This window comes from Pseudomonas sp. LjRoot277 (genome assembly GCF_964253845.1).
Classification (GTDB): domain Bacteria; phylum Pseudomonadota; class Gammaproteobacteria; order Pseudomonadales; family Pseudomonadaceae; genus Aquipseudomonas.
In genome coordinates this window covers 3,009,473-3,023,462 of the sequence record NZ_CAXURI020000001.1, presented here as the reverse complement: position 1 = coordinate 3,023,462, position 13,990 = coordinate 3,009,473, and the positions used below count along the sequence as shown (strand labels likewise).

Annotated in this window: 7 protein-coding genes, 1 tRNA gene and 1 pseudogene; 2 read left to right on the top strand and 7 right to left on the bottom strand. The window is 54.6% G+C overall.

Translation table 11 applies throughout. The annotated features are described in order from the left end of the window. Positions 1–296 precede the first annotated feature (296 nt). Positions 297–1,466 (bottom strand): nucleotidyltransferase domain-containing protein, encoded by a 1,170-nt coding sequence (locus ACSQ87_RS14305; protein ID WP_436273684.1) that lies wholly within the window; start codon positions 1,464–1,466, stop codon positions 297–299. A gap of 46 nt (positions 1,467–1,512) precedes the next feature. Then, entirely contained in the window at positions 1,513–3,099 is a 1,587-nt protein-coding gene (locus ACSQ87_RS14300) for an SAVED domain-containing protein (protein WP_436273683.1), read from the bottom strand. A 440-nt stretch (positions 3,100–3,539) separates the two neighbouring features. On the opposite strand from ACSQ87_RS14300, the pseudogene ACSQ87_RS14295 reads away from it, so the two are divergent. Both ACSQ87_RS14295 and ACSQ87_RS14290 read left to right on the top strand, forming a co-directional pair. Then, positions 3,540–3,685 (top strand): annotated as a pseudogene (locus ACSQ87_RS14295) (glutaminase); the annotation flags it as partial. 151 nt (positions 3,686–3,836) lie between these two features. Further along, a complete protein-coding gene (locus ACSQ87_RS14290; protein WP_436273682.1) occupies positions 3,837–5,273 on the top strand; it encodes an IS1182 family transposase in 1,437 nt (478 codons plus the stop codon). A gap of 647 nt (positions 5,274–5,920) precedes the next feature. Here the strand turns inward: ACSQ87_RS14290 and ACSQ87_RS14285 are convergent. The 5 genes from ACSQ87_RS14285 to ACSQ87_RS14265 all read right to left on the bottom strand — a co-directional run bounded on the left by ACSQ87_RS14285 (position 5,921) and on the right by ACSQ87_RS14265 (position 13,927). Continuing rightward, positions 5,921–6,985 (bottom strand): toxin-antitoxin system TumE family protein, encoded by a 1,065-nt coding sequence (locus tag ACSQ87_RS14285; protein WP_436273681.1) that lies wholly within the window; start codon positions 6,983–6,985, stop codon positions 5,921–5,923. A 345-nt stretch (positions 6,986–7,330) separates the two neighbouring features. Next, entirely contained in the window at positions 7,331–11,074 is a 3,744-nt protein-coding gene (locus ACSQ87_RS14280) for a hypothetical protein (RefSeq protein ID WP_436273680.1), read from the bottom strand. 396 nt (positions 11,075–11,470) lie between these two features. Continuing rightward, positions 11,471–11,689: a hypothetical protein gene (locus ACSQ87_RS14275; RefSeq protein WP_436273679.1), complete on the bottom strand. Its 219-nt coding sequence runs from the start codon at positions 11,687–11,689 to the stop codon at positions 11,471–11,473. A 656-nt stretch (positions 11,690–12,345) separates the two neighbouring features. Next, positions 12,346–13,668, bottom strand: coding sequence for a tyrosine-type recombinase/integrase (locus tag ACSQ87_RS14270; RefSeq protein ID WP_436273678.1), 1,323 nt, complete (start codon positions 13,666–13,668; stop codon positions 12,346–12,348). Positions 13,669–13,840: 172 nt separating this feature from the next. Next, a tRNA-Leu gene (locus tag ACSQ87_RS14265) sits at positions 13,841–13,927 on the bottom strand. Between the last annotated feature and the right edge of the window lie 63 nt (positions 13,928–13,990).

Sequence of the window (13,990 nt, the reverse complement as noted above, 5' to 3'; positions counted from 1 at the left end):
CAGCTGCAGCCGTTGGCTAAGCGGTGATCCTAGGCACAATGAGCTATCCGGATTTACGTGATTGTCTCTGGCAGATGAAATTCTTCCTCCAGTCTCGTAGATGACAGGAAGCGCCTTGTCCAACGGATCAACGATGTCGATCCGTATCCGGTACTCGTCAGTTACATCGGGAAGCCCCGCAGCTGACGCAGAAAATGGCAATCGACCGACAAGTGAAATCGTTCCGTCCACCGTCGGCCTAAACCTCATACGCGGGTAGTCGGCCAAAAATGATTCGATCATCGAACCATGCTTAATCAACCGTTGCTAACCCAAGGACGAGGCGGCTGAGAAACTACAATGGCAGGGGCAGCGACCTGAAGCGGTGCTGACGCAATGCCCAGAGCGGCGGTCGAGATCGGCGTTTCGAAACAATCCTCGATGTGCTCCACCAGACGTTGCCCATCCAGATCCCTGATTTGCTTGAAATCTTGAAGAGCCTGGCGAACCCAAAGGTGGAAGTGCTCTTTCAATCGATCTTTCTCCCCCTCAGGCATCTTCCAGCGATCGGCGAAGTTCTCCTTAGGGTTCACAGGGTTCGGCACAGTGTCGGAATTACTGGCCACAAAGGTACTAAGGGCGGCGAGGCACGAGGCCACGGCTTCCTTCAATGAGCCACCTGGCTGATAGGCTTGCGCCGCCAGCGTGGTGATGATGACTGAAATTGGTTTTGAGTCGGGATTGTCACGGTACATCACATCACGATGACGCTTGAGCAATTGAATTGCCCGCTGAAGATTTGTCTTTCGTTGATAAAATGGAACCTCATCAACTTGCGCTTCCAGCGTGACTAATCCTTTCTCAAAAACTGGCTCTGACTTGGACTCGAACCATTTGCAGTAACCGTCCGGATTGCTGACCATCCAGCCAGCGTTGACGTCCTTATAATCTGGACGGCGTTTGTCGGTAATGTAGACTGCAAGATTAGAAACGTCCTGAGCTAGTACCTGCTTGACGCCATAGCTCTCCATGGTGATAGCCAGCTCCTGGCGCCTACCTTCCTCCACGGGAATTCCGGGCACAACGTCCATATGGAAGCTGACCCCATCTTGGTAGTAGAGACGCCAGCATCGATTCTTTTCTTCCAGAGCTTCCTGAATACGCTTGGCTTCGCGGTACCCCTCCAACTCAATTCCCACCAACTCCTTCAGATCCGACTGGCTGTGAGTCTGCGGGTAAATCCCCTCCCTCAGTTTGCACGATAGATCCAAGTCGTAGCTCTCTCCAGCAAGCAACGGACGGATGGCCGTACCCAAAGCGAACGATCCTTGAACAAAAATGTGGGGATCGTTCGTGGCGACGGTTGATTCAGGTCGGCTGAACCACTCGCCCAGTGATTTATACCGCTGTACCGCTTTCTCATAAGCACTAGGCGGAAGCTCTAAAGCCTCTACTGCGACAAGCAAGCTGCGCTCTTCGATATCCATGTGGAAAGCCCTCATGAAGGTAATGTTGAAAAGATGTTGCTTGTACTCAGCAGGCATCCAACTGGAGCACGCTGCCAGGTGCATGCGGCGGCACGCTAATCGCATGCCTGTCCAAAGTGAAGGCGTGGAACGGCAAGGCTTTAGGAGCCATTTGGAACATGTGGATTCGCGGGTGCAAACGCGACTGAAGCTTCATGCCGAGAGCAAAAATTGCCGCCGCAGGGGCGACCGTACAAATTGAAATTTCTGAGGCGTGGAGCACATCGACCGCATATGCCCATGCTTCCTGGCAGGTATTTCTGAATCTCTCCATCGCCTCTTTGGGTGCCACAACATCAACACCATAGGTGGTGGATAAAATCCGTATGCGGGACATGTTCAGCATTTCCGCCGTTAGCGCTGCATCGGTGATTTCTGAGGTGATCTCCAGCGTGATCAAGACATGCGAGCCAACTTTCACGCCTGGGGGCTTAGTCCACTCGAATTTCACAGCAGGCTCGGAATCGTCAGGGCGTACCCAGGTTCCCGGGTTACGTCGGAAGCTAAACAGCTCCACTCGTCTCGCTTCTCCCACCAACCACCCGCCTAGCAGCATTGCCGGCATGTTGCCCAGTGGGAAGACTGCGAGCTCCTGGGCTTGAGCACCGAACGCACCATCGCCCCTGATCGCGGTATGGATGTGGAGAATTTGTGCCCGGAAAACTCGCAAGAAGTTAGCCCAATATCCGGGATCGTTTACATCGTTCCCGCCTTGGGCATCGCGCAAGAGATATTCGGCCACACGTTCGCTCACAGGCGTAAGGTGCGCGGCCAACAAGGCCTGTCGGCCATCGTGCTGTGAGTATGTCGTTGTGCGACCGGCGATATCACCTATGAATGCCAAGGCATGCACAATCGGGTAAGACAAACTAGCTGCTTGATTGGTACGCCAGTTGACCCTAGTGGCGACCATTCCCTGAAGTCGTTCCCGGCTAAAACTATCCGGATCGACCTTATCGATCAGCCGATGATGGATGTCACAACACAGCATGATATTCGAGGGTGACTGCGCCAGTTCTGCTGACAGGTGGTCATCACCGCGCGGGCCTTTTGGCTTGGCTGCAACGATGTGGGCGAGGTAACCGTAGTACCCGTAGTTGCCCAGGTTATCCCTGAACAGCTCCGCGGGGCAGCCCTCGAATTCACAGATCCCGGCTGACCTTGCGAAAACCCAATTGATGACTTCGCCCGGCAGGTTGGGGCGCTTCATGTCTTCCAGCAGAGCGTCGCGCTGCTTCAGAAATGCCTGGACAGCTTTCTTTGTTGCCTTAGCGGGCACAGATGCAAGCAGTAGAGCCGCGAACAACTCAGTGTTAACAGATACATGTGGTACGTCGTCCATTACCGCATATTCAAGCTTGGCGACGAGTTGTTTGTCGCCTGCCCATTGCAAGGCCAGGTCTCTGGATAAAACTCCGAAATCCCCGGTGATGGCTTCTTGCGGATCAGAGGTGGTTGCGTCGAACCGAAAAAAAGCAAACCTCCAGCCGCCGGCTTCCGTTGCCAGAACCACGCGGCTGGTCGAAGAGTGCTGCCATGCCTCAAGCGCGGCACGTAGCTGTTGGTCATACATCGCATCAAGAGGTACCGACACATACCACCCCTACTACCGGCCAAGGTCATGGAAACTAACCAGAACTCTTCAGCTCATGTCCCTAGCGGCGAAGATCAGTTAGCTTTCGACAAAATATGCCATCATCAGATCTAAAACACAACATATACCAATATAAAAAGAATATAGCACAACATATAGTGCTAAGCGAGGAAGAAGAAAAACCGCATCTGCTCCGCGCGCAATGCTATTGCTGTACATACAACCACCAAAAAAGGGAAAGTAATTGGATCTATTTCTCAATACGCATCTCGATCTGCAATGTTGGCTTGAGATAGCTCAACCGCTCTTGAAATGTCGCAATCTTTCATTGAGAGACAGCACGCGAAACAGCGAAGGCGCTTACTTCGGCTTCACCCCACCACACAGAGCAGACGATCCGTACCACAAAAAATTGGCTATGTGGGCGTAGACACATGCGGGTGGGCGGCGGGATTGTGCCCCCCATTTTCCCGGAAAATTACCGTCTGCGTATGGTCACCAGAGTTAAGTGCTGCGGACAACTCCCTCACCGGGATGGCGGCGCTGGAGTTTCCTCAGTTTGCGGATGAGGTGGTCGGTTTCCTGATTGGAGACGGGGCTAGGAGCAGATATTTCATGCTTCTGGGCAGCTAACGGCCATTAGCCGCCTCGTCCAACGGCAGCTTTGGGTCCAGGCTGTGTGAAAACACCTGCAATTGTCTAATCTTCTGATCGTCGAGATCGTATCGGGGGCGATCATGAAGCGATTCATCGAAGGTGAGGCACGGACGCAAGTGACGTTGCTGCCGGAGTGTCTGGACGATTACGTAGCCGAAGAAAATCCAGTGCGCGTGGTTGACGTTTTTGTCGATGAACTCGACCTGGGGGCGCTTGGTTTTGAGGGCGTCGATCCTGCCGCAACTGGTCGTCCGGCCTACCACCCTGCGGTGTTGCTGAAGATCTATATCTACGGCTACCTCAATCGGATTCAGTCCAGCCGTCGGCTTGAGCGAGAGGCCGAGCGCAACGTCGAGTTGATGTGGTTAACGGGGCGTTTGGCCCCGGACTTCAAAACCATTGCCGACTTTCGCAAGGACAACGGCAAAGCCATTCGCAGCGTATGCCGCCAGTTCGTAGTTCTTTGCCGCAACCTCAATCTCTTCTCCCAGTCGATCATCGCCATCGACGGCAGCAAATTCAAAGCCGTCAATAATCGCGACCGCAACTTCACTCAGGGCAAAGTGAAGGCACGCATGCAGCAGATCGAGCAGAGTATTGATCGCTATCTTGCGGCGATGGATTCGGCGGATCGGGCAACGCCCGAAGTCTCCGAGGCCAAAGCAGAGCGGCTTAAGGAAAAGATAGAAACACTGAAAAAGCAGATGCAGAAACTCAAGGAAATCGAGGCGCAGCTCCACGAAAGTCCAGACCAGCAGATCTCCCTCACAGACCCAGATGCACGCTCAATGGCCACGAGCGGTCGAGGCACCGGAACGGTTGGCTACAACGTACAAACAGCTGTCGACGACAAACACCACCTGATCATTGCCCACGAGGTGACCAACGTTGGTAATGATCGTGGGCAACTGAGCAATATGGCGAACCAAGCGCGTGAAGAAATCGAGGCTGAATCGCTAACGGTGGTGGCCGACCGAGGCTATTACAAAGGTCTGGAAATCCTTGCTTGCGAGCAAGCCGGCATCACTACCTTCGTACCGAAACCCCTCACATCTGGCAGCAAAGCCGAAGGCCGATTTGGTAAGCAGGACTTCATCTACCTTGCTGCATCGGACGAGTATCGATGCCCTGCGGGACAGTTACTGACCCGGCGGCATTCTTCGGTGGAAGACGGCATGCTTCTGCACTGTTATTGGTTCTCGGGCTGCCAGTCCTGCGCAATGCAGAAGCAGTGTACGACCGGTAAGGAGCGCCGGGTAAAGCGCTGGGAACATGAAGCCGTAGTCGATGCGATGCAGGTACGGCTGGAAAATGATCCAACGATGATGAGACGTCGCCGACAGACCGTTGAACATCCTTTTGGAACGCTCAAATACTGGATGGGAAGTACCCACTTCCTGACCAAAACCCTGCCGAAAGTGAGCACCGAGATGAGCCTTCATGTGCTCGCCTACAACCTCAAGCGAATGATGAGCATCTTTGGCGTCTTGGGATTGCTTGAAGCGATCAGGGCGTGATCATGCCGCTGGATCGTCGGTAAGTGGCTGTTGGGACCGCTGACGCGCCCCAACAGCCATATGAGCGCCGATGTTGGCCGCACAGACAATCTTTACTTCCTACTACCAACTTCGCAGGCAATCCAAAAGAAAATCTCAGCGCTGAACATATCAAGTGTGTTTTCACACAGCCTGGGTCGATTCTGTTGAAAAAGTCGGCCATAGTTTACTCGGCAAAAAAGTACACGCTTGGGATTGAAATCTTTACATTGAACAGAGGATATCGGGGCTCAGATTTCGCGTAGCTGCACGCAAAAAGACGTATTCAGCGGTCAGTATGGAAGGACCGACTATTTCAACAGAATCGGTCGAATGCGGACGCTTACATCTGGCCCCCATACCCAAGCCTACAGGCGCTCGTGTAAGAATACTTGCAGCCGGAAACTCGCTCATTGAGTCCCGCGGCGGAGCGCTTCTGTTAACTGAACCCTCGGGCGCTCAAACAGTGATTGGAAGCTTCCCTCCACGGGCATCTATGGAAATCGGGGTAAAAATCAAGGTCCGATCGGAGTCCGGCCTACCCCGCCCGTAGTCTGCTCGAATTCGCTGACCGTTCGCGGACGGCGATCAAGATGCTGCTTGATTCGCGCGCGAGACCAACGTACAGATCATTCGCTCGAAACCATCAATTTAGATTCGGCGTCCAGGATCATCTTTCTGATCAGCTTCACATCCATCCCAACATTCCCATAGGTAAAGCTCGACTCGACGATCTTCTTCTTGGACTTTCTCAGGTCAGGATGGAGATGGTCTGGGCCGTAGGGCACCTTATGATGGTTCGCCGAGTCGACTCGCGACAAATTCGTTCCGTCGGGCGCTTGAACGTTGTAAGCGTAATTCATGGGCGATACGTACCTGACGATAACGGCCACCCCGGAAGGCCTTCGGGCCGTGATGGCTTGGTCTTGCACTTTCTCAACAGTGCAGTCGAGTTCCGTTTTGAGGGCTTCGCACGCCAGTTCCAGTGCCTCACTCGCGCTTACTTGCTGGAAATTGTCGAACATCACCATCCCACCCAGATGCTTGGCGACGTAGTTCAGCAACGTTGATTGCTCTTGCGCCTCTGCTTCATGTGTCGAGCAAAGTTGCAATCCGATCAACAGACCTGAGCCTCCCTGTACCGTGGTCGTTGACACCCGGCCTGCTTCTGCTCCGCACACCAAACACTTGCCATTGGATGAAAGCCAGATCGCTCCGTCCACCGCCGTATTTTTGCGACGGCCCTTAAAAAGCCCTTCAAATGAGCGGGTCTCACTGTCGCGCTCCTGGCGCCAGTTGCTGAAGCGCTGAGGATAGTCACGATCTTCTATAAGCTTGGAGAAACCGGCGTCGTTGATCGGTTTGAGGGTAAATCCGTTACTCTCAAGAAATACCCCAATGCTGCCGACGTCGAGCAAGTTTCCGGTCTTTAGGTAATAAATTCTCGCCGCAGGAAACCTGTCGGCCGGTTTGTAGAGGGCGTTGAAATGAAAGACTCCCGAGACCACGTAAATATGAACGTCGTCTGCCCCTTGCATCATCCACAAAAGCGTTTCCTTGCTCCGAACCTCAATCGGCAATACCGGTTTTTGTTCGGAAAGGAAATTGCCACCGAAGACTTGTATCGCGCCATCAGTCGCGCGGCCATCGAGCTTTAGGGTTATGCAGTCTTTAATTACATCGTTGAGCTTCAACGTTATATTCCACGCCTGTGATTGTCTTGCACTCAAGTTGGGGGCAGCCAGGCGACTTCACAAGCCATCTTCATCAACAGAGCTTCGTCGCACGACAGCGCATGAACCGCCTCTGGATTTTCTATACTTTCCCTAAGGACTGCTTCGGGTCGTTTTCACCCACCCCAAGCCAGTTCGTGCACTTACATCGCGCGTACCTTGGGACGTCCGCCCTCCACCCGTTACGCTTTCGACTCCTTGATTGGAGTCGAAACGAAAGCATAAAGAATGCAGCCCTTGTGGCGCTGTCTTGGCGCCTAACCCTCTCTTCCAGAAGGCATGATCGGCCCAGGCGCTCACTCACCCCTATGAGGTAGCGGCAGGCGCTTCATGGCTGCCGTCAGCCAAGCCAAGCTGAAGATCCAGAAGATAGTGGTAAATATGGACATCCGAGCCCTTGACTGGCCGCGTTTCCCGGTAGACCTTCAAATGAGGGCGCTCTTTATCGAGCGTGAGCGTGCCCTGGCTTTCGAAACCGGAATAAGGGGTTCGATCAATACATCGCGCGTATTCAGTGCACAGGTGCAGGAAGTTGCCGGTCGAGTAGATGACAATGGCAATGGAGGTGACCCCCGGCGAATTGTACCCCGCGACCTTATTGAGGTGGTCCTCGATCGTCTTGCGCTCGAAGCTGCGCAAGCGGAAGGCCTCGACAATCGAAATGCAATGCGTGCCTACGTAAATGCCACCATCAATTTCCCCTACCCCGTTTTTCGAGGCAGAACTGCCCACCCTCGGCTGGTCTTTCACCGTCCAACCCAGGTAATCCAAACGTTGGCCCAGCAACGAAGTCAACCAGTCATTGATCATGTTTTCCTGGTCTATCACCGTTCGTTCGTCACGGTCCGTGGGGCGGTACAGGTTGTTTTTTCGAATTAGTAGCTCCTGGGTAACGCCGTGGATATTGCTGGCGATAAACTGTTCCAAGGCATCTTCGTTTTCCGCCTGACCAAACACCAGGCTTTGGTCGTGCGGTGCCAACGCGCGAATCTCCTGCCACATGACCCTCGCGTGCGTATGGTCAGGCTTGATGTACAGGTCAATCACATCACGGGAACGTTTTAAACGAGAGGCGTTGTTCTTCCTGAGGTCCATTGCCAGCATTTCGAATGCCTCTTTCTGCTCGGCAGGTAATTCGACATGCAGCTTTTCGACCTCATGCAAATGCGCCAGTGCCTCCTCCACCTGACCTTGTTCTTGAAGGTACACGCAACGGACATGCACGAGCTCGCAAGACAGTAGAAAGCGCTCCGGCACATCACGCCAGATACAATCGAACTCTTGCCACTGCTTGCATTCCAACAGAAGCCCCAGTGCCTCCTCGAAATCCAAGGCTCCTACGTCCTGCGATTCAACAGCACGATAGACCTCGCGCCACTGCACATAGCGTTGCCAGCTCTCGCTGCCTACCTTGCTCGCCCCCTCCTTTTCTGCGAGGGCACGACTCGCCTTGAGCCTTCCCGTCGCACAGGAGATCTGCCGCTGCACCTTTAGCAGGGCATCGAACAGGTTGAACGCACGCTGGGCATCGATACTCAAATAACAGGTCGCCATCAATTGCCGGGCATACCGAGAGACCTCATCACTTGCCTGCGTGGCGTCGTCGAGGAACGCGTCCAGCCTGGCAATCCGTTCCTTATCGTTGAGGGTCGCGTCGTCGGCAATCGCTTTAAGCTCAATCAACTGGTCCAGCGGCTCAAATGAGACAGAGGAATGGCTGCGTTTACAGGAAGCGCCATACTTCACCAGACGCTGTGCAAGCTTTAACTGGCCGGCGTTGGCTGCCATCACGGCCACTCGGGAAATCTCTGGAATCCAGACAATCCTTTCAGACTCGAAGTCCAGCGTGGCCACCTGCTCGAGAATGCGCGACTTCCTTGCAGACGATCGCGTCGCCTCATACAGCTCGAGCCACCCGCCAAGGGGCGTTGGCCGGTCTTGCAGTACGCCCAGGAACTTCGTGAAGTCATCTTCCGGGAACAAGTTGCTTGCCTGGCACACCCGCGACCACAGCTGGACCTTACTGTGGCCAACACTATCGTTGAAGACTTCGAATACCCCCGCCAAGCGATCGGCGGCAAATCCAAAATCCTGAATCAAGCACAGCAAGGCGTCGAACACATCTTTTCTGCATTGGGGGTCAGCATCGACGACAAGCCGTAGCAGAAAACGCAAATGAGTCCTTACCGCGCCAAATAGCCCCCTGTGAGCTTCTTCAGTGGCCCCGGCATCATGTGCGAGTAGGCCATCAAAGGCATGAATCACTGTTCGACGCAGGCGCTCATTGCAACAGCGCAGCAGCCCACTCCAATCAAAGCTGTCGAAGACGGGGCCGTCATCTATGCTGACACGCGCGCTGCCAAAGCGCTGTTTCAGATGCCTCAGGTAGTCATTTGCCAATAACGTGGCAACCTCCGCTCTTTTCCGCGCATCGCTGCCTGTGTCCCCCTCTGACAACGCCTGGATGCACCAGAACGAAAACATCCACTCAGCAACCGGTAGCTCGTCATTTCGATCCCACAGCCGCTTGCGCCTGGACACCAGAAAATCAGCAGCCAGGTGGCAATGGTCTTTGAACAGACGCGAGGCCCTGCCGTCTTCAGGCCCGCGATACTCCATACGCTCGACTGCCTGCTTGAAGCCCGGCAGCAGCCCCTTGCTCTCGGCATGAGATGCGGTCTCACGCTCCGCCATCCAGGCGAACACCTCGGCAATCGCCAGCACGGTGTCCCTGGCCGCCTCGGCGTCAATCGTCTCATCGTGGGCAATGGCATACACCTCCAGGGCCTGGGCGAATACCAATTGCTGCCACGCCATGTCGTAGTCGTAACGGTGCGACAACCGCTGAGCGGCACGGTGCAGCCACTCATGGATCTGGATCAATCCGATATGACTGGTCGCCCTGTCGCGCAGCAGCAGGCACGCATAATGTGAAGAGTGGATTTTCCTGAACAGGATTTCTGCCAGATGCGGCGCCTGCGTCGAGTGCTGCAACAACAGGCGCGTGTAAGGAGAACTGTCGCGCCCTGCGCCCTCTTCGCATTCGTACTTCACGATGCCTGCCACGAGATGATGGGTCGTCCCGTATTCGTAATAATCGCTCGTCTCTCTCCACCACTGGAAACAATCAAAAATGCGCTCGTTCGGCAGGTGCCGATAACGCTCGATCACCTCGTCCAATTGGGACAGGTCCAGTGCTGGGCAATAGGCCTCCTGCTCGCTCGCAACGGAGCCGATAAGCACCTCATCTGAATCCCGCCGTGCAGTTCGCACGATGGCATTCATGCGATTCGGGGACAATGCGATATCCGCCGCGCATTGCTCCCAAGTGTCCTGCAGGGAATCATCAGCCATCACGTACTGAAATGCACAGGCTAGAAAGTCCTCGCGCGCCTGTGCGGAGCGGAATTTTAGGTGAAAAACATACGGCTGCCTGTAAGCCAGCACCATTTTCAACCACCATTCCTCGAACGCCACCTCCGGGTTCACCCTTGAGGCCCTCAACTGCTCCCACAGCAGGGTGCCGACTCCGACAAGGTCTTCGTCCTCGAAGGAAACCTCGTACCCACCGTATGACGCAGACAACTTGTGGCATGCTTGCAAGTAGCCCAGTTCGGTGACATAGCACTCATCGACGCGCACATGCGGCGCCACCCAGCCGTCGCCACCGTGCTTGATGTCATAAAGAGAAGCCACTGTCGCAAGCTGTTGCTTCAGCTTTTGCGGCATGTCGTCGGCGACGGGAACCGGCCTGACCACCTCCAGCAGCCCACTTTTGAAGGTCACGACACGCTGCTGTTCAAGTTCGGCCAGCGGCACAGGGTCTTTCAACGCCTGCCAGCCCTCCTCGTCATGTAACCAGGTCGCCTGCCCTTGCAAAAGGCCGAGCACCGTGGCGCGGTTCAGAACGCGAGGATAAACATTGCCGGCCGCCAGCAACTCAGCGATATTGCTATGCAGGGGTGTGATGACGTCGGGGCCGCCCCAGTTCGGACTTTCGTAAAAGTCGAGTTTCTTCTCGAGATCTTGAATGAGACGAGCGGTATTCACCCCATGCTTCCTTGCGACACTGGAAATAGCCGGTCACGCTACCATTCTAGCGCCAGGGGCGCATTTGAATTTCGTGCGCGCAGCTAGATGAACGAATCTTCATGTTGCCCGTTCTTCTATACTCGGTGATGGATTTCTATCCAAGAGTATCACCACCGCAGCCCCACCCAGCACGACCACGCCGACGCTCAGGAAAGCCGGTTCGAATGAGGCACTACGGTCTTTGACCCAGCCGATCAGATAGGACAGCACGAGACCGGCTGATGCCCCCAACGCCGCGATCAAACCGATGCCCCACCCAGGCTGCCCTGCCCGACAGCAATCTGCTGGGCAATCGCCAGAACGGCGCCATCGAAGAAAAGCAGGCCGCGCAAGCGATCACGAAAGCCGTCATGATTAGCACTGGAGAAGGCTGCGCCAGTACGACGCCGATGGACACCGCGCACACCACCGGGGCAGCGCGATATGCCAGGCCTTGTTGCCTGACCTTCCGGTGTAGAGTGCGCGCAGCAGCATGCTCACCGCAGCGAAATCGAAGCGAATGGCAGTGATCTTGCCGATCTCGAAGGCCGTGTAATGAGTCTGGAAAGCTTGCTCGAAGGACTTGATCACCAACGGCCAGGCGCCTCCTCTGCAAGCCGAGACTGCCGTACACTAAAAACCATCAACGACCACCCTGGTCCGTGTCAGGAATCGCCCTTCGTGATCGCTCGTATACGGCATGTGAGTGGGGGCAAAATTGGGGGCACTTTTAACGTTTTTCTGCCTGAAAATATTGTCCTAGAGCCCAGTCAAAATGTTTTTTGGAGAGCAAGAGTTTGACTGTAAATAACAGACTCTAGACCCGCAGCGCTTTGTACGCGGAGCAAGAGCCATAGCTGGACTTACAGAGACAATCGGCAGTACCGGCGGCAGGGCTGGATGGTGGCGCATTCAACTCAAGCGCGTAATTTTTCCCTCGCAGTTGAGATGTCTTGCCAAATGGTGTTCTCCTGCGCAATAAAAAATCCGACTCAAGGGCAGCGTATCGCGATCATTAGCCCGTAGAAATCAGATGTTGACCGTCATTTTTCGAGTGTCTTCCGGTGCCTCATATGGCGCGAGAACTCCTGCCCTCCAGCGGCAACTCGAAAAACAACGAACTCCCATCAGAAGCACTCAAGTGTAGCGGTAACATCCATCGTCACCGCTCGAAGTTAACGCCTCAGTTTGAGCCCAGGGCACTACACACGATCCGCTTGGTCACGTCGAAATTATCCGAAGTGAGGGCATCAATTGGCGAACGATCTTTTTGTCGCCAATCGAGTGACATTCTCGCCTGCCAGATTCGCAAACTCATGAGGCGTGACATGCTCCTGAAGATTCGCCGTAAGGTACCGGCTCCACCAGTTCATGATCAACCGACGCTCCTCAATGAACTCTGCCTTGTGAATGTAGGCAGCTCGAACGCTGTTGCGCTCTCTATGACTCATTTGCCTTTCGATGGCCGTCTCAGACCACAGACCTGACTCGATCAGTGCGCTACAGGCCATTGAGCGGAATCCGTGGCCACAAATGTCTGTCTTCGTGTCGTATCCCATGGTGCGCAACGCTTTGTTCACGGTGTTTTCTGACATCGGCTTCCAGGCCCTAGCATCACCGGCAAACACCAGGTCGAATGTGCCCGTGAGGGTGTGGATCTGTTCAAGCACGGCCACAACTTGCGGCGATAAAGGCACAAGATGAACATCGCCCGCCATTTTCGTCCCCCGTGTTGAATGGCGTACGTCCTCCAGCTCCGGCCGAGTATCCGGGATCTCCCATACGCAACGCTTGAGGTCGAACTCACACCAACGAGCGAAACGTAACTCACTAGAGCGAACAAACACGTGCAGCGAGAGCATGAGCGTTAGCCGGGTCAGCTCTCGGCCCTTGTAGGCATAGATTCGTGCCAGCAATTCAGGCAGGCGTGACAGGGGCAATGCAGGCCGATGAGAGACTCGCGGCGCTTTGATCAAGCCCTGAAGATCGTACGCAGGGTTTATCGGAATAAGACGAAGGCGTTTTGCCTCACGCATAATACTTTGCAGGTATCTTTGTACCCTTAAGGCGACGTCAATCGTTCCACGTTTTCTGATCGCCTCCAAAGGTTGCATCAGATCATAAGTATCGAGATCAGCAATCGCGCGAGCACCGATAAACGGGAACACATAGTTATTCAGACGGTTGAACACATTTTTGGAATGGTCGGGTGTCCATCTGGCCGACATGTTCTTGTGCCAGTCCAACGCAACGCTTTCAAAAGTACGGCCGTTAACAGCATCTTCCGTTTTGGCTTTACGCTTGTTCTCGACGGGATCAATGCCGTCTACGAGCAACCGCTTCGCATCTAAACGCTTCTGGCGAGCTTCGGCCAGCCCAATCACGGGATAGCTGCCGAGGGAGGTCAACCCCTCCCGGCCGTCAGGCTTTACATACCTGAGACGCCAGCCTTTACGACCATTGGGTTGAATTAGGAGATAGAGACCGTCGCCGTCGAAAAGCTTGTAGGGACGGTCCGTTGGTCTTGCTAAACGGCAAGCAGCGTCGGTAAGCGGAGCAGTTGTGCGCGACATAAGGGTATCATCCTTAATCGAACCAAAGACTACCCCTAACTCTACCCTCTAAATGACTGGATTCCAGAAGAATGGACGAGAATCCGACGGAATGCTAAAACGAAAAAACCCGCCAGAAGGCAGGTTTTTCAAGGCTTCCAAAGAACTCAAAAGCGCTCAGTGGAATGCAAGATGGTGCCCGAAGCCGGAATCGAACCGGCACGCCCTTACGAGCGGGGGATTTTAAGTCCCATGCGTCTACCAGTTTCGCCATTCGGGCGGTAGCGCGGTGAAGCAGTCTGAAGACTGTCAAATAACGATTTGGCAGTTCTGACGCCTGTGC

Coding starts and splice junctions, on each gene's coding strand:
- ACSQ87_RS14270 (WP_436273678.1), bottom strand. CDS start 13,668: ATGTCGCGCACAACTGCTCCGCTTACCGACGCTGCTTGCCGTTTAGCA.
- ACSQ87_RS14305 (WP_436273684.1), bottom strand. CDS start 1,466: ATGGATATCGAAGAGCGCAGCTTGCTTGTCGCAGTAGAGGCTTTAGAG.
- ACSQ87_RS14290 (WP_436273682.1), top strand. CDS start 3,837: ATGAAGCGATTCATCGAAGGTGAGGCACGGACGCAAGTGACGTTGCTG.